This is a genomic window from Streptomyces shaanxiensis, assembly GCF_039537145.1.
Classification (GTDB): domain Bacteria; phylum Actinomycetota; class Actinomycetes; order Streptomycetales; family Streptomycetaceae; genus Streptomyces; species Streptomyces shaanxiensis.
On record NZ_BAAAZY010000006.1, the window covers coordinates 77,585 to 97,252 of the forward strand.

The 19,668-nt window shown below is 72.2% G+C and carries 19 protein-coding genes; 7 read left to right on the forward strand and 12 right to left on the reverse strand.

Translation table 11 applies throughout. The features are described from left to right. Positions 1 to 82: 82 nt before the first annotated feature. Positions 83 to 205: a hypothetical protein gene (locus tag ABD932_RS07150; RefSeq protein WP_284059813.1), complete on the reverse strand. Its 123-nt coding sequence runs from the start codon at positions 203 to 205 to the stop codon at positions 83 to 85. A gap of 286 nt (positions 206 to 491) precedes the next feature. Here ABD932_RS07150 and ABD932_RS07155 point away from each other — a divergent pair, with 286 nt between their 5' ends. From ABD932_RS07155 to ABD932_RS07165, 3 genes are read left to right on the forward strand one after another with little or no spacing between them, the layout of a single operon-like run. Then, entirely contained in the window at positions 492 to 1,382 is an 891-nt protein-coding gene (locus ABD932_RS07155) for a phytanoyl-CoA dioxygenase family protein (protein ID WP_345010460.1), read from the forward strand. After that, positions 1,369 to 2,385, forward strand: coding sequence for an ATP-binding cassette domain-containing protein (locus tag ABD932_RS07160; RefSeq protein WP_345009768.1), 1,017 nt, complete (start codon positions 1,369 to 1,371; stop codon positions 2,383 to 2,385). Before ABD932_RS07155 ends, ABD932_RS07160 begins: the two co-directional genes overlap by 14 nt. Beyond that, entirely contained in the window at positions 2,382 to 3,233 is an 852-nt protein-coding gene (locus ABD932_RS07165) for an ABC transporter permease (RefSeq protein WP_345009770.1), read from the forward strand. The genes ABD932_RS07160 and ABD932_RS07165 overlap by 4 nt, the downstream gene beginning before the upstream one ends. 115 nt (positions 3,234 to 3,348) lie before the next feature. On the opposite strand, the gene ABD932_RS07170 is transcribed toward ABD932_RS07165, so the two are convergent. Beyond that, a complete protein-coding gene (locus ABD932_RS07170) occupies positions 3,349 to 6,273 on the reverse strand; it encodes a helix-turn-helix transcriptional regulator (protein ID WP_345009772.1) in 2,925 nt (974 codons plus the stop codon). A gap of 368 nt (positions 6,274 to 6,641) precedes the next feature. Between ABD932_RS07170 and ABD932_RS07175 the strand changes: the two genes are divergently transcribed. Next, positions 6,642 to 6,845 carry a response regulator transcription factor gene (locus ABD932_RS07175; RefSeq protein WP_250090040.1) on the forward strand — a complete coding sequence of 68 codons (204 nt, stop codon included), beginning with the start codon at positions 6,642 to 6,644 and terminating at the stop codon, positions 6,843 to 6,845. Between the two features lie 4 nt (positions 6,846 to 6,849). On the opposite strand, the gene ABD932_RS07180 is transcribed toward ABD932_RS07175, so the two are convergent. The 3 genes from ABD932_RS07180 to ABD932_RS07190 are packed head-to-tail and all read right to left on the reverse strand — an operon-like array spanning position 6,850 to position 10,207. Next, positions 6,850 to 7,983 carry a glycosyltransferase family 4 protein gene (locus ABD932_RS07180; protein ID WP_345009776.1) on the reverse strand — a complete coding sequence of 378 codons (1,134 nt, stop codon included), beginning with the start codon at positions 7,981 to 7,983 and terminating at the stop codon, positions 6,850 to 6,852. 5 nt (positions 7,984 to 7,988) lie between these two features. Beyond that, positions 7,989 to 8,801: an FkbM family methyltransferase gene (locus ABD932_RS07185; RefSeq protein WP_345009777.1), complete on the reverse strand. Its 813-nt coding sequence runs from the start codon at positions 8,799 to 8,801 to the stop codon at positions 7,989 to 7,991. A 59-nt stretch (positions 8,802 to 8,860) separates the two neighbouring features. Then, positions 8,861 to 10,207: a hypothetical protein gene (locus ABD932_RS07190; RefSeq protein WP_345009779.1), complete on the reverse strand. Its 1,347-nt coding sequence runs from the start codon at positions 10,205 to 10,207 to the stop codon at positions 8,861 to 8,863. Between the two features lie 164 nt (positions 10,208 to 10,371). Between ABD932_RS07190 and ABD932_RS07195 the strand changes: the two genes are divergently transcribed. Then, the gene (locus ABD932_RS07195; protein WP_345009781.1) at positions 10,372 to 11,715 is read left to right on the forward strand and encodes a sensor histidine kinase; all 1,344 of its coding nucleotides are present in this window, start codon (positions 10,372 to 10,374) and stop codon (positions 11,713 to 11,715) included. After that, the gene (locus ABD932_RS07200; protein WP_345009783.1) at positions 11,712 to 12,416 is read left to right on the forward strand and encodes a response regulator; all 705 of its coding nucleotides are present in this window, start codon (positions 11,712 to 11,714) and stop codon (positions 12,414 to 12,416) included. Before ABD932_RS07195 ends, ABD932_RS07200 begins: the two co-directional genes overlap by 4 nt. A 12-nt stretch (positions 12,417 to 12,428) precedes the next feature. Here ABD932_RS07200 and ABD932_RS07205 read toward each other — a convergent pair whose 3' ends face one another. The 6 genes from ABD932_RS07205 to ABD932_RS07230 form a co-directional block, all read right to left on the reverse strand. Then, positions 12,429 to 13,430 (reverse strand): maleylpyruvate isomerase family mycothiol-dependent enzyme, encoded by a 1,002-nt coding sequence (locus ABD932_RS07205; RefSeq protein ID WP_345009785.1) that lies wholly within the window; start codon positions 13,428 to 13,430, stop codon positions 12,429 to 12,431. A 48-nt stretch (positions 13,431 to 13,478) separates the two neighbouring features. Next, positions 13,479 to 14,096, reverse strand: a complete 618-nt coding sequence (locus ABD932_RS07210; protein ID WP_345009786.1) for an RNA polymerase sigma factor — start codon at positions 14,094 to 14,096, stop codon at positions 13,479 to 13,481. Between the two features lie 45 nt (positions 14,097 to 14,141). Next, positions 14,142 to 15,194 carry an aminotransferase class V-fold PLP-dependent enzyme gene (locus ABD932_RS07215; protein ID WP_345009788.1) on the reverse strand — a complete coding sequence of 351 codons (1,053 nt, stop codon included), beginning with the start codon at positions 15,192 to 15,194 and terminating at the stop codon, positions 14,142 to 14,144. A 109-nt stretch (positions 15,195 to 15,303) separates the two neighbouring features. Next, positions 15,304 to 16,020, reverse strand: a complete 717-nt coding sequence (locus ABD932_RS07220; protein WP_345009790.1) for a DsbA family oxidoreductase — start codon at positions 16,018 to 16,020, stop codon at positions 15,304 to 15,306. A gap of 99 nt (positions 16,021 to 16,119) precedes the next feature. Continuing rightward, positions 16,120 to 16,623: a GNAT family N-acetyltransferase gene (locus ABD932_RS07225; protein ID WP_345009792.1), complete on the reverse strand. Its 504-nt coding sequence runs from the start codon at positions 16,621 to 16,623 to the stop codon at positions 16,120 to 16,122. Beyond that, complete coding sequence (locus ABD932_RS07230; RefSeq protein ID WP_345009794.1) at positions 16,620 to 17,615, reverse strand: GlxA family transcriptional regulator; 996 nt, start codon at positions 17,613 to 17,615, stop codon at positions 16,620 to 16,622. Before ABD932_RS07230 ends, ABD932_RS07225 begins: the two co-directional genes overlap by 4 nt. Before the next feature lie 70 nt (positions 17,616 to 17,685). Here ABD932_RS07230 and ABD932_RS07235 point away from each other — a divergent pair, with 70 nt between their 5' ends. After that, on the forward strand, positions 17,686 to 19,074 hold the full coding sequence (locus tag ABD932_RS07235; RefSeq protein WP_345009796.1) for an MFS transporter: 1,389 nt from the start codon (positions 17,686 to 17,688) through the stop codon (positions 19,072 to 19,074). On the opposite strand, the gene ABD932_RS07240 is transcribed toward ABD932_RS07235, so the two are convergent. Further along, positions 19,034 to 19,642 (reverse strand): DUF1349 domain-containing protein, encoded by a 609-nt coding sequence (locus ABD932_RS07240; protein WP_345009798.1) that lies wholly within the window; start codon positions 19,640 to 19,642, stop codon positions 19,034 to 19,036. The two genes, ABD932_RS07235 and ABD932_RS07240, sit on opposite strands and share 41 nt — an antisense overlap. Positions 19,643 to 19,668: the final 26 nt, after the last annotated feature.

Genomic DNA, 19,668 nt, shown 5'->3' on the forward strand with positions numbered 1-19,668 from the left:
AAGGGGCGGCCACATCTGTTCTGGTTGTCCGCCGGTCAGACCCTCAGGCCCTCAGGCCCTCGGACCCGGCGGACAGGGTCGATCACGGGTTCCAGTCACCGTCGATGAAGTCGTCGGTCGGACCGGACCAGCCAGCCGTGACGTCCTCAAGGGCGCCGACGAACTCGATGTCCGAGTCGGTCAGGTTCTCCTCGTGCTGCTGCATGGTTGACACCTCCTTCTCTTCGAGTTACCGGAAATGGCATGACGGAGAAAATCCGGGTGCGGAATGCGAGTAACTCTCGTCCCGTTGCGGTGCCCTCCGTGGTGCCGAGAAGAACGATGCCGGATGTCGAGCCCGGCCACCATTCGTTTATTTGCCCTACGGGGTATCACCTAAGGAAAATTACCTACACTCATCCGCCGTGGTCCCGGTGTTAACGTGGCGAATTGTCAACTCCAAGCCTGGCGGCTCCTTCACGTCCGGCGGGCCGCGCACTCGGAAGGTGAACATGCGAATCGGCGACGAGTATTTCGACCGCTTCTTTACCGACGGGTATGTCCTGGTGCCGGATTTCCTGCAGAAGGAAGAACTCGAACGCTGCCGCCAGGAAGTTCTACGGTATTTCCCGACGGGTGAAGAGATGTCCGCGCAGCCGGAGCGTTTCACCACACTGCGCAAATCCGCGGGCTTCCCCTTCGCCGGGCCGACGCTGAATCACGTGGCCACGCATCCCGACATCATCGACTTCGTGGAGCGCGTGCTCGGGACACCGGACATCCGGCTCGGCGACTCCATTCTCCAGGCGAAGTACGGTCCCGATCTCTCCCCGTCGAAGGACCAGCGGCTGCACAACGACGCCTGGGGCCGCAACACCCTGGTGCCGCCCCGGTCCGACGGGGCGTTCGGCCGCGTCGTGGGAATCGTGTACTACACCGACGTCCACGCCGACCACGCGCCGACCCACGTCGTGCACCGCAAGCACAGCGAGGACGTCCCTCTGCTGTCGACGACCGGCTACTCCGCCTACGACCCCGCCGAGTTCCCGCAGCTCTACGCCGCGCAGGAGCCGGTCACCGCGGCAGCCGGATCGCTGCTGCTCTTCACCGGGCGGACGGTCCACCGCGGCAGCGCCCTTCATGCTCCCGGGGCCCACCGTTTCGCGCACTTCGTGAACTACCACAGCACCGCCTCGGGCTGGCTCGACACGCAGACCTGGTCCGGTTCGCCCGCCTCTCCCAACGGGCCGGCGGTGCGGGAGTTCATGGAGTCGGCGACGCCCCGGCAGCGCTCCCTGCTCGGCTTTCCCGCCCCCGGCGATCCGTACTGGACCGAGGACATCCTCGGTCGCACCGCCGAGCTGTACCCGGGAATGGATCTCGCGCCGTATGCCGGGGCGTGAAGCGACCCGCGAGCGCGGCAGGGTCCGTGGTGATGTCCCGGACACGGCAGCGATCACGGCCCGGTCCATCAGCCGCTCGTTCGGCCGCGTCGACGCCCTGCGGGAAGTGAGCCTGCGGGTCGACCGGGGCGAGATCATGGCGCTGCTCGGGCACAACGGCGCGGGCAAGACGACGCTGGTGGACATCCTGACCACGGTTCTCCCCGCCTCGCAGGGCGCGGCGACGGTGGCGGGCTACGACGTGGGCCGACAGGGTGCCGAGGTGCGGCGCAGGATCGGGGTCACCGGCCAGTTCACCGCGCTGGACGGCCGGCTGTCCGGGACGGCGAACCTGGTGCTGATCGCCCGGTTGCTCGGCGCGGGACGCCGGGCGGCCCGGGACCGGGCCCGGGAGCTGCTGGAGATGTTCGGCCTGTCCGAAGCGGCCGGGCGGCCGGCCCGCACGTACTCCGGCGGTATGCGCCGGCGTCTCGACCTGGCCGCCTGTCTCATCGGCCACCCGCAGGTGGTCTTCCTGGACGAGCCGACCACGGGGCTCGACCCGTCGAGCCGGCTGATGCTGTGGGAGATCGTCCGCAGGCTGGCCCGGGAGGGAACCGCCTTCCTGCTCACCACGCAGTACCTGGAGGAGGCCGACCGTCTCGCCGACCGGATCACCGTGCTCTCCGGCGGGCGCATCGTGGCCTCGGGTACCGCGGCCGCCCTGAAGGCGCAGATCGGCACCCATGCCGTCCAGGTCGCTCTGACCGATCCGACACGGCACGCACAGGCGCTGCGTGCCCTGCGGGAGAGCGGGCTGTCCCCTCACTGGGAACCCGGAGACGCCCTGCTGAGCACTCCGATCGCGTCCCCGGCCGAGGTCGCCCTGGTGGTACGGACGCTGGACACCGCGGGGGTGTCCTGTGCCCGTCTGACCGTGAACGAGCCGACGCTCGACGATGTCTATCTGGCGTTCGCCCGCGAGGTTCCGCGGGAGCGGGCCGACGGGAGGGCGGCGAAGTGACCCTAGCCAGTACGTCCACGCACCGCGACGTCGCCGACACCGGCAGGCTGGCCCCCGCCGGCTGGCTGGGCAGCCGCTTTCCCACGCAGGTCCGGGTGCTGACGTCACGTGCGATCCGGGCCGAGTTGTCGGACCGGCGCGTGGTGGTGATCCGCATGCTGCAGCCCATCGTGTTCCTGCTGGTGCTCAGCCAGGTCTTCGGGAGCATGGTGGACCGCTCGATCCTGCCCGCCGGCGTCTCCTACCTGGACTACCTGCTGCCGGCGATCCTGGTGACCAGCGGTGTCAGCTCCGCCGCCGGTGCGGGGGCGGTGTTCAGCCGGGACATGGAGAACGGCATGATGACCCGGCTGCGTTCGCTGCCCATCAGCATGTCCAGCCTGCTGGTGGCACGCGGTCTCGCCGACCTGGCGCGTACCGCGGCCCAACTCGTCGTGCTGGTCGGGGCGTCCGTCGCCTTCTCCGGGTTCGCACCGGCCGGGGGCGCGCTCGGGGTGGCCTGCGCCGTGGGGCTGGCGGCCCTGGTGACCTGGTCCCTGATCTGGGTGTTCCTCGCGCTTGCCGCCTGGCTGCGCAGCATGGAGGCGGTGCAGGGCATCAGCGCCATGGTCACCTTCCCGCTGATGTTCGCCTCCAGCGCCTTCGCCCCACTTGATGGTCTGCCCGCGTGGCTGCGCGCGGTGGCGGCCGTCAACCCGTTGACGTACGCCGTGGACGCCTCGCGCGCGCTGGCGCTGGGACTGCCGGCGGGCCGGGAGGTCGCGGCCGCCCTGGCGACGAGCCTGGCCGTGACGGTGCTGGCGGCCTGCGCGGCGGTGCGGGGATTCCGCCGACCCCCGGTGCGCTGACCCCGGGCTGCGCGCCGCGGCGCGGTCACGCCGCCGGTTCCCGCCCCGATTGCCCGGTCCCGACGGCTCTTCCCGACTGCCCGTCCCGACTGCCCTGTCCCGAGGCGGACACCCTTCAGGTGCCCGTCGGGGGCAGGGCCGCGCTCAGACCGGCGCGCGAGGTGATGCCGAGCTTGCGGTAGACCTGGGTCAGGTGCCATTCGACCGTCTTGACGGTGATGAAGAAGTGCTGGGCTATCTCCTGATTGCGCATGCCGTCGGCCGCCATCCGCGCCACCCTGATCTCGCTCGGTGTCAGGTCCCCCTTGCTCCGCCTGGTCGTCCGGGCCTGCAGGCCGGCGGCACGGCTCTCGGCCTCCGCCCGCCGGGACAGCTGCAAGGCACCGCACTCCTCGGCGAGTTCCCGTCCCAGGGACAGATGCCGCCGGGCTGCGGCGCGTTGACCCGTGCGGCACAGGGCCGCACCCAACTCCACGTGTGTGATCGCCCGCTCCAGCCGCGCCGGCGAGTCCTCCAGCAACTCGGCCGCGCGGAAGAGGTGCGCGAGCCCGGTGTCGCCCTCCTCCAGCAGCCCGAGCGTGCGCAGGGCGACCGCGGTGGGCCGGTCGGCCCCGAAGGCCTCCGCCCGCTCGACCTCCCGTTCCGCGAGATTGCGGGCGGTCTCGGATCTGCCCAGTCTGGCGAGTTCCAGGGCCCCGAGCGGCCAGCACGGGAGGGCCGCTCGTCCCAGTCGGCTGTTCTCTCGAGTGCCGCGGCGGCCGTCCAGTAAGTCGTACAGCCCTTCCCAGGACCGGCCGCGGGCGAGGTGCAGCCGTCCTCGGGCGTCGAGCAGCGCGTCGAAGACGGGGGTGTCCTGGACCGACGAGGCGTATCCGAACGTGGTGAGCGCGTCCTCGGCCGCGTCGGCGTCGCCGCGGTCCAGCAGGCAGTGCAGCAGGGTGGCGAGGGCGAGGGGGCGGGTCGCGCCGCCCAGCAGGCCGGGCCCGGTGGCCTCCAGCGCGGCCTCCGCCGAGCGCTCGGCCTGCTCCAGCTCGCCCCGTCCGTAGAGGACGAGGGAACGCAGTGCGGTGGTCGCGTGCCCGGCGAGGATCAGGGTGTTTCCTCTGGCTTGACGGGCGGTGTCGACCAGAAGGTCGTCCGCCTCCACGAGCCGGTCGCACAGGGCCAGGACCCATGCCGCCAGGGTGCCTGGCTGTGCCTCGCTGTCGTGGTCGCCGACCAGCGCCAGGGGGTCGGTGTCCCGCAGGATCCGTTCGGCGACCCGGTTCGCGGGCACGCCTTGGGCGAGCTCGTCCAGCGCCAGCTGCACGCGCAGGATCTGCCGGCTCGCCCCGGGGCGGGAGTCGGACGCGGCGCGGGAGAACTCCGCGGCGTAGACGTGCGAGAGGGGCCGGGTCCAGGACGCCGCTCCGGTGACCGTCACCAGGGCCGCGTCCACGACGGCCTGGGCCTCCTCCGCGTTGACGGCGGTTCCCGGGGCGTCCCAGGCGCGCGGTGTCCCCGCGGCCCGGCCGTCCTTGCGCAGCGCGTCCAGCACGGACAGCGCATGGGCGTGCCGGCCGGACAGTGCCAGCGCGTTGGCCGCGTCGAGACCGACCCGGAACCGGTGTTCAGGAGGCGCCACGGCGAGGGCCCGCGCCAGAGTGGCGGGTGCCGGGGTCTCGCGGGCCCGCAGCTCCGCCGCTCCGAGTTCGGCCAGCAGCAGTCCTCGTGACTCCTGCGGGACCGGCTCGGCGAGTGCGCGCCGCAGCAGCGGCACCGCACCGTGCACGTCCCCGGCCCGGAACGCGTCCCGGCCGGCTCCCCACAGTGCCGTCGCCACCCAGGGGTCGGCGGCGGGACGTGTGTGCAGGAGGTGCTCGACGACGGTGCCGAGGTCCCCGGTGCGTTCGGCGAGGATCCGCGCGGCGCTGCCGTGTGCCCTCCGCCGGTCGGAATCCGGCATGTGCCGGTAGACGGCCGCGCGGATCAGTGGTGCGGTGAAGGCCAGCGAGGTGCGGGAGACCAGGATGCCGGCCGACTCCAGCGCCTCGACCGCGGCATCCGTACCCGCCGTGTCGAGGCCGCAGACCGCACCGGCATCGGCGCGGACCGCCTCGGTGAGCACCGACATGGCGTGGGCTAATCGGACCGCCGTGTGGGGCAGTGTCGCCAGCTCCGCCCCGACCAGGCGGGAGACGCCCGGTGGTTCGAGGGCGCGGAGGGCGGGAACGTCGGCAGCGCGCGGCCGTATGCCCTGGGCCTCGGCCTCGGTCAGCAGCTCGCGGAGCAACAGGGGGAGGCCGCCGGTGAGGTGCAGACACGCCGCGACGAAGTCGTCGTCCGGGGCCTCCCCCAGGGCGTTCGTGGCCATGGTGCGGACCTGGTCCGTGCCGAGGGGGTTGAGGACCACCGTGGTGGTGAGCGGCGATGCGGACAGGGTCGGCAGAAGGGCGGGAGCGTGGGGTCCGTGTCCCGCTCGGGCGGACGCCACCAGCAGGATGCGGTGCTGGTCCATCCGGTTGGTGAGGTAGGAGAAGAACCGCAGGGACTGCTCGTCGGACCAGTGGAGGTCGTCGACCAGCAGGACGAGGGGGCGGTCCGCGGCGAGTTGGACGGACAGCCAGTGCAGCGCGCGTATGGTCCGCGGCTGTGCGTCCGGGCCGGTGCCCGGCTCGGCGGTTCTGGGCCCGGCGAAGTCGAACAGGGAACAGGCGTACCCCGCGGGGCCGGCCAGCGCCCGGGCGCGCTCGGGGCCGTCGACGGACGCGTACCAGGGTTCGAAGAGCTGACGGACGACGCCGAAGCAGAAGTCGCTCTCCATGGCCGTGCCCCGGGCGTCCAGCACGCGCATCCCCGCGTCGGCGGCCTCCTTCCTCACCAGACCGAGCAGGACGGTTCTGCCCACTCCCATGGGGCCTTCGAAAACCAGGGCTCTTCCCTGACCCTCGTGAACCTGCTGGATTGCCGTACGCACCAGTCGCTGCTCGTCCGCACGCCCCGTTACCCCCGTGCCCAGAATCAATCCGTACCTCCCCCTCTTGCCACCTGTCGGCGACAAGGAACCGATAACAGTCAGTGCGTAATGAAATTAACCACTCCTATCCCAACATATCCGAACATATGGCGCAATCGATATTAAGGGCCGTCAAGGGCCGCAATGACCACTCTGGAAAGCGGACAAAACACCCCGCTACTGGGGTAATACTGGGGGTAAGTCCGGGGGTGGCGGGCCGCCGGCTTGATGCATGATCTTGATGGCGAACCACTGCACGACGCTGGTGCCCGATTCGGGCACCAGCGACAGCTTCCCCCACGAAAGCGAGCCGTTAGGTGATTCGTAGCCACACCAGCACGTGCCGACAGGAGACGAACCGCGCAGAAGACCATCCACACCCGGGCGCCGTTCGGCCGGCCCGGAGCGACCAGATGCGGCTGAGCCCGCGGCAGACGGAGATAGTCTCGCTCGTCGCCGAAGGGCTGTCAGGGAAAGAGATCGCCCGCACGCTCCGCATGTCGCCGAAGACGGTGGAGGCGCACATACAGAGGATGTTCGACAAGTACGGTGTGCGCAGCCGCGCCGGGATCGTGGCGAAATGGCTCTCCGACAGCCAGGCGAGACGCGACAGATGACCGTTCACCGGTCCTGCGACAGAAGGCCGGCCAGCGTCTTGTAGGAACGGTCCCAACTCCATTCCCGGTGCACCCAGGCACGCCCTTTCTCGCCCAACGCGCGTGCCTCCTCCCGGTCGAGGAGTAAACCGGTCAGACGAGCGGCCACGTCCTCGGTGCTCGTGCCGTCGACCACATGCCCCGTCTCACCGTCCCGGACCGTGTCCGGAGCACCTCCCGAATCCCCGACGACCACGGGGAGCCCGGCGGCAGCCGCCTCGAGGAAGACGATGCCCAGTCCTTCGACCTCGAGGCCGAGCCGCCGGGTACGGCAGGGCATGGCGAAGACATCGGCCGCCGCGTACAACGGCGGAATCAGGTCGTGAGGCCGTCCGCCGGTGAAGACGACGGCATCCTCGACACCTTCCCGGCGGGCCAGGGCCCGCAGTCGGCGGGCGTCGGATCCGGAACCGACGACGAGCAGGCGCGTTCCGGGCACCGCGCGGCGCACCGCCGGCAGGGCGCGGATCAGCGTGTCCTGTCCCTTCCTCGGCTTCAGCCGTGCTACGCACACCACGACGGGGTCGTCGCCCAGACCGAACTCCCGGCGCACCGCCCCACCGTCGGAGCCGGGCCGGAACCTCTCGTGGTCCACTCCCGGAGTCAGCCGGGCCAGTCTGCCCGCGCCCCGGGGCCCGACGGCTCGGGCGATCCTCGTCCGGGTGTACTCGCCCAGGCACGTCATCGTGTCGGAGCCTTCGGCGATGCGGCGCAGCAGCCCGCGGGCGATCGGCACCTTCGCCCACCACAGTTCGTGGCCGTGCGTGGTGGCGACGATGCGCTCCGCCCCGGCGCGGCGCAGTCGCGGCGCCATCAGACCGAGCGGAGCCGCGGCCCCGAACCAGACGCGGGTGCAGCCATGGGTGCGGAGCAGTTCCTCCGCCCGCGCCGAGACGCGTGGTGTGGGAAGCAGGGTGCGGGCGGAGTCCCGTATCACGGGGAAGGGCTGCGCGGCGTCGAACTCCGCGCTTCCCGGGGTGGCGGAGGTGTACACGACCACTTCGTCCGCGGGGAAACGGCGGGTGACCTGGTACACGAAGGTCTCGATGCCGCCTTGCCGGGGCGGGAAGTCGTTGGTGACGACCAGAGTTCGGGGCACGGCGCTCACTCCCCCGACCGGCCGGTGACGAACAGGTAGTTGCGCCCCTCGTCGGTGACGCGGAGGGCAGGGCGCCAACGTGCGTCCCGCCATGCGTACATGCGATAGCCCTCCCGCTCCATCCGGTCGACGACGCCTTGCGCGGTCCACCCGTACTTGGCCAGATGGCGTTCCTCGATCTCCAGGAGAACGGCGGGCCGGTCCCTGCGCAGCGTCCGGGCCGCGCCCAGCAGCACAGCGGGCTCGGCACCCTCCACATCCGCCTTGATGAAGTCCACCCGGCCCAACCGGCCGCCGGACCGCAGAGCGTCGACCGTGGTGACCCGGACAGGAAGCCGGCGTTCCCGGGCGAACTCGTCGTTGGGGCCGAGCCCTTGGGCGCCGGAGGTGACGAACGCCCGGCCGTGGACCGGGAGACCGCGGCGCACGGGCAGGCTCATCTCGGCGTGCTCGGTACGCGAGCCGAGAGCGAACCGGTGCCGGCGGACCGTGCCCCGGCAGCCGAGCAGCGTGCTGCCCGCGGACAGCACCCTGAACGCTCCTGGCAGCGGTTCGAAGCTGTGCACCGTGCCGCCCCGCCCGACCAGGTCGGCGAGCGGGTACGTGTACAGCCCGTACTCGGCGCCCACGTCGAGACAGATGTCGCCCGCGCGCACCACGGCTGCCAGCCCGGCCAGTTCCCCCTCCACGAAGGACACCCGGCCCCCGAGACGACGCAGCACCCCGGCGGTGCAGGCCAGCCGGAACGGGCGCCGCCCCGAGGTACGGCGGCTCCCGGCCGTACCAAGGCCGTGCGGCCGGTCCCGGACCGTGCCCACCTGCGTTCCGGCACTCCGAAGGTTTCGTGAGGTATCCGCGGACACGTGATCTCCTGTGGTCAGACGCGAACGGTGGCGGGCAGGTCGGGGCCGTGGCTCGGCCGTGCGGCGCGGGGTCCCCGGAGAACGGGGAGGGAGGCGCGCCGGTCCTCCCGGCGACCGGGACGGCAGCACATGAGCAGCACCCAGGGGTAGACGAAGTAGCCGAAGCGGGTCGCGGGGGCGAGGCAGAAGGCGAGCGAGAGCCCCAGAGCGAGCCGTGCGGCCGCGGCCGAGGCGGTGAGCGGCGGGCGGACGACCAGGGAAGCGGCCATCATGAGCGCGGCCACCGCGAGGACCACCAGAGCGACGGTCGCGCCCACGGGCGAGGCGGAGGCGAGAAGACGGCCCGGCAGCGGGCTGGTCGCGGGTGAGGGGACATCCGTCATACCGAGCGGGAAGAGCACCGCGTGCCGGAAGAGCGCCGCCCCGTCGGCGACCGCGACGGGCAGTACCCCCGCGGCCGCGATGGCCGTCGTTGCCGCCAGGCAGCGCAGTACGGCGCTCGTTCCGTCGCGTTCTCCGGGGCCGCCCGGAGGGGCGTCGGCACCGGGAAGCGCGGTGCGCCGCCGGAGTACCGCACCCGCTGCGAGCAGGGCGACGGCCACGGGGACCGCGGGCCAGGCGGTCCACTTCAGCACGGCGGCGAGCCCCAGAAACACCCCGGCGCGCCCGGCCTGCGCCCGCCCCGCGTGGGCCAGCCCCAGGCAGATCAGCCCGACCACCGGAAGGTCGATGCCTCCGACGGCCAGCGGCAGGGCGACCACCGGACAGGCGAGCAGGTGCAGGAGGACCGGTAACGAGCCGGTCGGGCGGCCGAGAGGCTCGCCCTGCGCTCCCGGGTGACCCGGCACGGGCGTCCGCATCACGCGGACCGCGGCGAACGCCGCGGCGGTGAAGCCCGCGGCGAACCACCAGCGGGCGTCCGTCCACGCCGCGTCGCCGAAGAGCGCGCGGGGCAGGCCGAAGACCGTCATCCCGGGCAGGTACGGGTTGTACTCGGACAGTTGGCCGGGCTCGGGGACATAGGGGCTGCCGGTGCGCAGCAGCTGCGCGGCCGCGTCCTCCACGACGCGTACCTCGGACTGGGCGCGGCCGGTGCCGAGCAGCACGAGCGGAACCACCGTCGAGCCGAGGGCGGCCACCGCACCGGGCACCCACCGAGGAAGACGCGCGCGGCCCGCGGCCAGGAGCGCGGCGAGCCCGTACCCGACGGCCGCGGCCGCACCCCAGACACGGTGCGTGGACAACGTCGTCAAAGTGGCGAGCAGCACCGCGTAGGCCGCGTAGAGGCCCCAGCCGACGACCCGAAGCCGGGCGACGGGCAGGCGCCCGGCGCGGCCGGCTGTCCATGGCCGGAGCGTCATCGTCTTCCTTCCGTCGGACTGAGTTACGACGGTAGGGAGACGTTGATCGCATTACGTCAAACGGTGATCCGAATCCTGACGTCAACCCGTGGGTTGATTTCGGCGGGCCGGATCAACCCGTGCACCGATGCAGCGGGCGCCTGTGCTGCCCCACAATCGGCGGTATGGACAACGAGCGTTCCCGACTGCCCGCGGCGCAGGACCGGTCGGTCCCCTCCGGTGGCGGCGGACGTGTCAGGGCGATGGTCCGGCGGGTTCTCGACGCGCCCGCCTATCCATGGATCACGGCGGCGGTGCTGTCCTGCACGGCGGTGGCGGAGGCGCTTCGGATGCGTCCGGACTCCCCCCTGGTGCTGCTGACGGCCCTGATCGCCACCGTGTGCTCGGCATGGCGCCACTCCCGGCCGGTGCTCGCCCGGGTGTCGATAGGGGGCGCGCTGCTCAACTCCCTCGTCTGGCCGCAGATGTTCATGTCCGTGGCCCTGGCGGGGCTCCTGGGGTTCTACGCGCTCTCCCGTAACCGGGTGCACCATCCGGTCATGCTGGTCGCCTGCGGAACGATCGGGGCGATACTGGTGAACATCGGTCAGATCAAGGCGGGCGCCTACGATCTGACCGGACTGGCGCCGGAGCACACACGCGGGGTGCTGCCCTACCTGACCGACTCCTTCGTGGTGGCCGTGGCGATGGTGACGGCCGTCAGCATCGGGGACGCGATGCGCAGCAGGGAGGAGATGCGCCGGGAGCGCCGGGCGGCGGAGGCCCGGCGGATCGCCACGGAGCGACAGCGGGCGGCGGAGTCCGAACGCGCCCGCATCACCCGGGAGTTGCACGACGTCGTCGCCCATTCGGTGTCGCTGATCGCCGTACAGGCGGAGTCCGCGACCTACACGATCGCGGACCTCGGGCCGGAGGGCCGGGAGAACTTCCAGCAGATCGCGGAATCGGCGCGCACCGCGCTGTGGGAACTACGGCAGATCCTCGACGTGTTGCGCGACCGGTCCGGCGAAGGCCCACTGACCGCGCCGCAGCCCACCCTGGAACGGCTGGACGAGCTGATCGAGCAGCACCGGGCCGCCGGGGGCGAGGTGGAACTGCGCCGGACCGGCGGGCCGCGGCCGATGCCGGTGCCGGCCGCCGTGGGTCTCGCCGCGTTCCGCATCGTGCAGGAGGCGCTGACCAATACGCGTAAGCATGCCCCCGGCGCGCGGGCCGTCGTCGAGATCGGCCGCCACCCGGACCGGGTCACCGTACGGGTCGAGGACGACGGAGCACACGGCACGGGGATGTCCGCCCCCGGTGGACCGGCGCCGCGGGGTCTGTCCGCCGTCGACGGCACCGGCCACGGGCTGGCGGGCATGCACGAACGGGCGGCACTGCTCAGCGGCCGGCTTTCGGCCGGTCCCCGGCCTTCGGGCGGATTCGTTGTCGACGCCGTCCTGCCCATGGGGCAGACTCGGGACCCTGAAGATCGTTCAGGGACCTGGGAGGGGGTAGCCACCGGATGATCCGGGTGCTGGTCGCAGACGACCAGGCAGTGGTCCGTACCGGCTTTGCGAACCTGTTGGCCACACAGGACGGCATCGAGGTGGTGGGAGAGGCCGAGAACGGTCTGGAAGCGGTGCGCATGGCGCGCGAGACCCATCCCGACGTGGTGCTCATGGACGTACGCATGCCGGTCATGGACGGCATAGAGGCCGCCCGCCGCCTGCTCGACCCGGAGGACGGGAGCACGGGCGGGCAGGCCGCGGCCTCGGTCCACCGGCCGAAGGTGCTCATGCTGACGACCTTCGACCTCGACGAGTACATCTACGAGGCGCTGTCCGTCGGCGCGAGTGGCTTCCTGCTGAAGGACACGACGTTTCCCGGGCTGCTGAACGCCGTCCATGTGGTGGCGCGCGGAGAGGCGTTGCTGGCCCCCTCCGTGACCAAGCGCCTCATCGCGGAGTTCGCCCACCTCCGCTCCCCCAGGAGGCCGACGCCGTCACTCGAGAACCTCACCGCCCGGGAGACCGAGGTGCTCACGCTCATCGCGCGCGGGCTGACCAACGCGGAGATCTCGGACCGGCTGCGGATCAGCGACCACACCGTCAAGACCCATATCAACCGGCTGTTCGCCAAGCTCGACCTGCGTGATCGGGCTCAGGCGGTGATCCTCGCCTATGAACTGGGCCTGGTCTCCCCGAGGAACGGCGGGTCCGCGCGGTGAAGCGGTAACCCCTCACAGCCACGCCAGCGACGCGGCGCGCTCCAGTACGTTCCGTACGGCGGCGGCGTCGCCCGTGGCTCCCCTCGGCACCGTCTCCGGCGTGTGCCGGCCGCCGACCAGGAGGCAGAAGTCGACCGGCTCCAGGACGAGTTCGGCCCGAACGGGCTCGTCCTCGGAGCCCAGCACCCACTCCTCGCCCCCGGTGACCGAGAACAGCACCGGGGGCGCACCGGTCCCCAGGGCCAGGCCGAGGACGCGGACGGCGAGGCGGACCAGTTGCCCCAGGTGCTCTGGCGGGGGCGGCGGGACGGCGAGGCCGAGGGCGCGGCCGATGTCGTCGGTGTGGATCCACGTCTCGAAGGCGCGCACCAGGAAGTGCTCGGCGACGGGCAGCCGCATCCCCATCAACGTCACGGCCCGTGCGGCGAGTTCGGCGTCCCGGGCCTCGGGCGTGCCGAGCAGCTGCTCCGCCTGCGCGGCCCAGTCGGCCACGGTCTCCTCGGGCGTACGGCCGTGCTCGTGGGCGATGACGTCGGCGGTACGGCGGCCCCAGGCGTCCTCCCAGGGCATGCCCTCCTCGATCCGCGAGGGCGGCACGCGTGCGTCGATGCCGAGGCGGGTCGCCAGGTGCTCGTCGGCGGCGAGGAGGTGGGCGAGGGTGGCGTGCGCGTCCCAGTCGTGCACGACCGGCGTGGCCCAGCGGCCCGCCAGCTCGGGCAGCAGCGCCTCGAGCCCGGCGACGGCGGCGGCGTAGGGCGCGGCGTGCCCGGCGATGCGGGCAACGGCAGGCCGGGTGCGCAGGGCGAGCGAGAGCACGCCGTCGGCCGACCGCGCGGGAGCCTTCGGCGGCGGCCCGTCCAGCAGCCGTACCGTCTCCCGCAGCCGTGCCGCCTCCGCCGCGCAGCGCTCGCACGCGGCCAGGTGTGCCGCGACCGTCTCCTCCTCGGCCGGGTCGAGGGCGCCGAAGGCCCAGGCGGCCAGCAAGTCACGTACCGCCTCGTGATCGTCGGTCATCGGGCTCCTCCTCCCAGTGCCGCTTTCCCGCGAGTACCCCTCTCGCCATCATGCGCCCCTTTCGAGCGCGGGGTCCGGTGGGTCGGCCAAAGTTTCCGCCAAGGAGCGCAGGGCGGTGCGCAGCCGGGTCTTGGCCGTGCCCTCGGGTATCCCCAGCTCCACGGCGGCCTGCCGGTAGGTGCGGCCGGCGAAGTAGGCGAGGTGCACGACCTCCCGTTGCGGCTGCGGGAGTTCGGCGAGGGCGGAGTGCAGCAGGAGGGAGCGCTCCCGGTCCACGACCGTCTCGTCGGGGCCGGGACCGGCGTCGGGGATGGCCTGGAGCGCCGAGTCGTCGGCTCCGGCGTCCTTGCGGTGCCGGGCCTCGCTGCGGACCCAGTCCACGGCCCGCCGGTGGGCGAGCACGGACAGCCAGGTGCGCAGCGAGCCGCGGTGCGGGTCGAAGGCGTACGGCCTGCTCCACAGCTGGGCGAAGACCTCCTGCGCCACGTCCTCGGCGGCGCCCGGCGAGCGGGTCACCCGCACGGCGACCCGCCGCACCAGCCCGCCGTACGCCGCATACACCTCGGCCAGCGCGGACTCGTCGCCGTACACCAGCCGCCGGTGCACCTCCGCGTCGGCAGGCGACTGGACGGACGTATCGCCCGTGGACTCCACCGGCACCACCACCCCTGGTGCCCTTCCTAGCGTCCTCGGCGGGCCCGCGCCAGTGGTTCAGGCAGACAGGGCGTCCAGCAGCCGGTCGACGTCCTCGACGGTGTTGTAGAGGTGGAAGGCCGCGCGCAGGTTGCCCGCGCGGTTGGAGACCTCGATTCCGGCGGCGCTCAGGGCGGGCTGGCGCTCGCCGAGGCGGGGCACGGAGACGATGGCCGAGCCGGGTGAGGGCACCGGTTCGTGACCGAGCGTGGCGAGTCCCGCGCGGAAGCGGTCGGCGAGGGCGAGGTCGTGGGCCCGGATGGCGGCTACCCCGAGTTCCTCGACCAGCTCCAGCGAGGTGCGCAGTCCGGCGTACGTGAAGAGGGCGGGGCTGATGTCGAAGCGGCGGGCGGAGCGGGCGAGGTCCTCGACGGGGCCGTAGCAGCTGTCCCAGGGGATCTCGCCGGCGACCCAGCCGGCCAGCAGCGGCGTCAGCCCGCCGAAGTCCTCGGGGACGACGCAGAACGCGACCCCGTGCGGGCCCAGGAGCCATTTGAAGCCGACGGCGGCGAGGAAGTCGTACCGGTCGGCCTCCAGCGGCAGCCATCCGGCCGACTGGGAGGCGTCGACGTAGGTGCGCGCCCCGTGCTCCAGGGCGGCGGCGCGCACCGCGGACAGGTCGGCGACCCGGCCGTCGGCGGACTGCGCGGCGCTGACCGCGACCAGGGCGGTGTCCGGGCGGACCGACTCGGCGAGGCGCTCCAGCGGGACGGCGCGCACCTTGAGGTCGCCGCGCGCGTGGAAGGGGTTCACGAGGGAGGAGAAGTCGCCCTCGGCGGTGAGGACTTCGGCTCCGGCGGGCAGCGAGGCGGCGATCAGCCCGCCGTACTCGGCGACCGACGCCCCGGTCGCGACCCGCTCGACGGGCACGCCGGCCAGCCGGGCGAAGGAGGCGCGCACGACCTCCACGTCCTCGTAGAGAGGGCCGAGCGGCGTGCCCTCGGCCCGCATCCGCACGGCCCGGTGCAGGGCGGTGACGGTGCGGGCCGGGAGCAGGCCGTTGCTCGCGGTGTTGAGATAGACGTTCTTCGGGGCGAACTCGACGCGGACGAGGCTCTCGAAGGTCTCCATGGCTCCACTGTGGGCCCTGGACACCTATCGGTCCATTGCGATTCTTTACGTGGTGTCACTAAGGAACGCTTATGGATCCGCACCGACCTGCGCGTTCTCGCAGAGTGGCTCAGTGCTGCGGCACCGCGCACCCGTCGGGACCGCAGGCCTCCGCGTCACCCTGGTCGACGAGCCGAAGCGGCGACCGCTCGCCCCAGGCCTGCGTCAGCGCCCGCTCGAAGACCTCGGCGGGCTGGGCGCCGGAGACGCCGAACCTGCGGTCGAGGACGAAGAAGGGCACACCGGTGGCACCGAGTTCGGCGGCCTCGCGCTCGTCGGCGCGGACGTCGTCGGCGTAGGCGCCCGGGTCGGCGAGGACCTTGCGGACGTCGTCGGCGTCCAGCCCGGCCTCCACCGCCAGTTCCACCAGCCGCTCCTCGCCCTCGGCGAAGACGGACCGCTCCTCGGCGAAGTTCGCCCGGTAGAGGATCTGGATCAGCTCGTCCTGCCTGCCCTGCTCCTTGGCGAGGTGCAGGAGCCGGTGCATGTCGAAGGTGTTGCCGTGGTCGCGGCCCTCGGTGCGGTACGCGAGCCCCTCCGCGGCGGCCTGCGCGCCGAGGTTCTCCTCGCCCGCCCGGGCCTGCGCCGCGCTCATGCCGTACTTCTTGGTGAGCATGGTGATCACGGGCTGGATGTCGCCCTTGGCGCGCCCGGGGTCCAGCTCGAACGAGCGGTGCACCACCTCGACCTGCTCGCGGTGCGGGAAGGCTTCGAGCGCCTTCTCGAAGCGGGCCTTGCCCACGTAGCACCAGGGGCAGGCGATGTCGCTCCAGATCTCGACGCGCATGTCTGTGGCTCTCCAGCTCGTACGGGAAACGGAGACTCCCTCCGCCGACTGGATGAACGTTCAAGCAGTGACGTTCATTCCCCTGTTTCCCGCCGAGGGCTATTTCCCGGTGACGGAGAAACGCAGGTTCAGGTGGTGGTCGTCCTCGGCGGGCGGGTTCTCCGAGTCCGGGATCCAGCCCTGCCGGGCATAGAAGGCCTGGGCGCGCCGGTTGTCGACGTGCACGTCGAGGACGGCCGTCCGCCTGCCGTCGGCCTGCCACTCCTCGACGCAGGCCGCGTGCAGGGCGCTGCCCACACCGGAGCGCCAGTGGTCGGGGTCCACGTGGAACTGGAACAGCTTGACCGTGTCCGCCGGGGCGCCCTCCGGGGTACGGAAGGAGGCCAGACCGATGATGCGGCCCTCCTCGACGACGCACAGCACATGCCCGTCCGGTCGCGCGACGGCGCTCTGCCAGGCGGCGACCCAGTCCGTGCCGTCCTGCGGAAGCCCGTCGGGGTAGTAGGTCACCCGGGCCCGCGCGTGCAGCGCCACGATGTCCTCGACCTCGGCGGACAGAACGGTGCGAATCACTCGGCCTGTGGTCACTCGGTCACTGATCATGCAACGGAGGACGTGGCCTCCGCCGCCCCGGTTCCGAGCCGGCTGAACTGCGCCCGATAGGCGCTCGGCGTCAGCCCCGTACGGCGGACCAGATGCCCCCGCAGCGAGTCGGCCGTGCCCAGGCCGCAGGCGCGGGCCACCTGGTCCATGGGCAGAGCGGTCGTCTCCAGCAGCTCCTTGGCGCGTTCGATGCGCTGGTGGAGCAGCCACTGCAGCGGGCTCACCCCGCTCTCGGCGTGGAAGCGGCGGGTCAGGGTGCGCACGCTGACGCCGGCGTGGCGGGCCAGGTCGGTGAGGGTGAGCGGCTTGTCGAGGTTGCGCATGGCCCAGCCGCGGGTGTCGGCGCAGGCGATGCCGCGCTCGGGCGGCAGCGGGGTCTGGGTGAACTGGGTCTGGCCGCCGGGCCGTACGGGTGCGACGAGGGCGCCGCGGGCGACCTCGTTGGCGACGGCGGCGCCGTAGTCGGTGCGGATGACGTGCAGGCACAGGTCGATGCCGGCGGCGTAGCCGGACGCGGTCAGATACGGGCCGTCCTGCACGTACAGCACGTCTCCGCACAGGTCGATCTGCGGGTACCGCCTGCGCAGTTCCGCGGCGTGCGCCCAGTAGGTGGTGGCCTTGCGGCCCTGGAGCAGGCCCGCCTCGGCCAGTTGGAACGCGCCGGTGCACAGCGAGGCGATGCGCTTGCCGGCGTCCGCCGCTTCCTTCACGGCGGCCACGATCCGTGCCTCCGGCTCGTACGGCGCCCCGGTGCCCGCCACGATCACCGTGTCGGCGTCCCGCACGGCGTCGAGCCCGTGCCGTACGTACAGGTCGAGGCCGCCGGAGGTGGGTACGGGCCCCGGCTCGGCCGCGCACACGACCACCTCGTACCCCGGCCGCCCGTCGCTGACGACCTTGCCGAAGAGCATCTCCGGGATGGCGAGGTTGAACATCGACACGGGCGAGGGCGCGATGACGGCGATGCGGTGCGGCGCGATCGGCTGGGACATGGCCAGAACCTCCGGGTGCATGGCATTCCGGCCACTACTGTACGGCGTCGGAGATCCGCAGCATGGAGTCATGCCAACGAACCCGACCCTCCAGGCGGACGAACTCGCCGACGCCGATCGCGAGTTGGGGCTCAAGAGGCCCTCCCCCGCGCTCACCCTGACCGCCGCCCTCCTCGGCTTCGCGCTGATCTGCCTCGACGCCTCCGTGGTGAACGTGGCACTGCCCGCGATCGGCTCCTCCCTGGACAGCGGCATGTCGGGCCTGCAGTGGGTGGTGGACGCCTACACGCTCGCCTTCGCCTCACTGATGCTGTCCACCGGGGCGTTCGCGGACCGGGCGGGCGCGAGCCGCGCCTACGCGCTCGGCACCGTCGTGTTCACGCTCGCCTCGGTGGCCTGCGGTCTGGCGCCGAACCTGCCGACGCTGATCGGTGCGCGGGTGCTGCAGGGAGTGGCGGCGGCCGCCGTGCTGCCGGCGTCCCTCGCCCTGGTGCGGCAGGCGTACACCGATCCGGCCCGGCGGGCCCGCGCGGTGGCCCTGTGGGCGGCGGGCGGCTCGGCCGCGGTGGCGCTCGGTCCGGTGGCGGGCGGCGCGCTGACCACGGCCTGGGACTGGCGGGGGATCTTCTTCGTCAACGTGCCCATAGGCCTGGCGATCCTGGCCCTGCTGATCCGGGCACCGCGCTCGCAGCGCCGTCCGGCGCCCCTGGATCTCCCGGGCCAGGTGACCGCGGTGGTGGCGCTCACGGCCCTGGCGTTCGCGGTGATCGAAGGCGGGGCGGCGGGCTGGGCGGCGCTGGCGGTGGCCGTCGTGGCGGCCGTGGCGTTCCTGCGGATCGAGGCGCGCGGGCCGCATCCGGTCGTCCCCCTCGACCTGTTCCGCAATCGGACGGTGACCACGACGGTCGCGGCCGGAGCGGCGGTCAGCGTCGCCTTCTACAGCCTGGTGTTCGTCTTCTCGCTCTTCTTCCAGCAGGTGCAGGGCCGTTCGGCGCTGTACGCCGGGCTGCTCTTCCTGCCGATGACCGGGCTGATCGCGGCGACGAACGTCGTGGCGGGCAAGCTCGCCGGCCGATACGGCCCCCGGCTGCCCATGCTGCTGGGACAAGCCCTGGCGGTCGTGGGACTGCTCCTGCTGCTGTACGTCGACGCCGGCACGCCCTCGTCCCTGGTGGCCGTGCTCCTCGTCCCCATGGCCCTGGGCTGCGCGCTGACGGTGCCGCCGCTCACCGCGGCGATGATGGACGCCGTGCCGGCCGAACGCGCGGGCCTGGCGGCCGGTGTGCTCAACGCGGCACGCCAGGTGTCCGGCGGTCTGGGCATCGCCGCCTTCGGGGCGCTGGTCTCCGACGGGTTCGTCGGGGGGATGCGGCTGAGCCTGGTCATCAGCGCGGCCCTGCTCACGGTGACGTTCGCGCTCAGCTTCCGTCTCGCAGGTCCTTCGGCCAGTTCGGCCTGAACTCCAGGTGGTCGTACGTCACGACGCACCCCTCCCCCATCGGCGACTGCGTCATGAAGCCGACCAGGGCGGCGTCCGCCTCCTTCTCCTCCCCCAGCGTGAACAGCCGGACGAAGGTCCAGCGCTCACCGTCCCGGGAGGCGTGGAAGGCGAAGGCCCGCCCGGTCCGGCTCACCCGCAGCCAGACCGAACTGCCCTCCACGGTGAAGGAGTTGGCGTCGTCGGAGTGCCCTCGCGTGACCACCGTGCAGACGGTCGGCACGTCCGGCGAGTACTCCAGGCACAGCTTGGCCCAGGCCCGCTCCCCGACATGGACGTAGAGCACCCCGGCGTCGAAGGCCGCGGCGAACCCGACGGTGACCCTGGCGATCAGCTGGAAGTCGCCCTCGGGAGAACCGAGCAGCCGCGGCGCGTCGGAGGCGGGGTCGAGGCCCTCGTCGGTGGGCGGCACGAAACGGTCCTGGCGGGGGCCGGCCCATCCGGAGAGGATGCCGTCCTCGTAGGACCAGTGGCCGTCGGGGCCGTAGGTGCGGAGGAGAAAGGGCAGTTCAGGAAGTTCCACGTCCATCCCCTGAGTTTTGCAGTTTCCCCTCC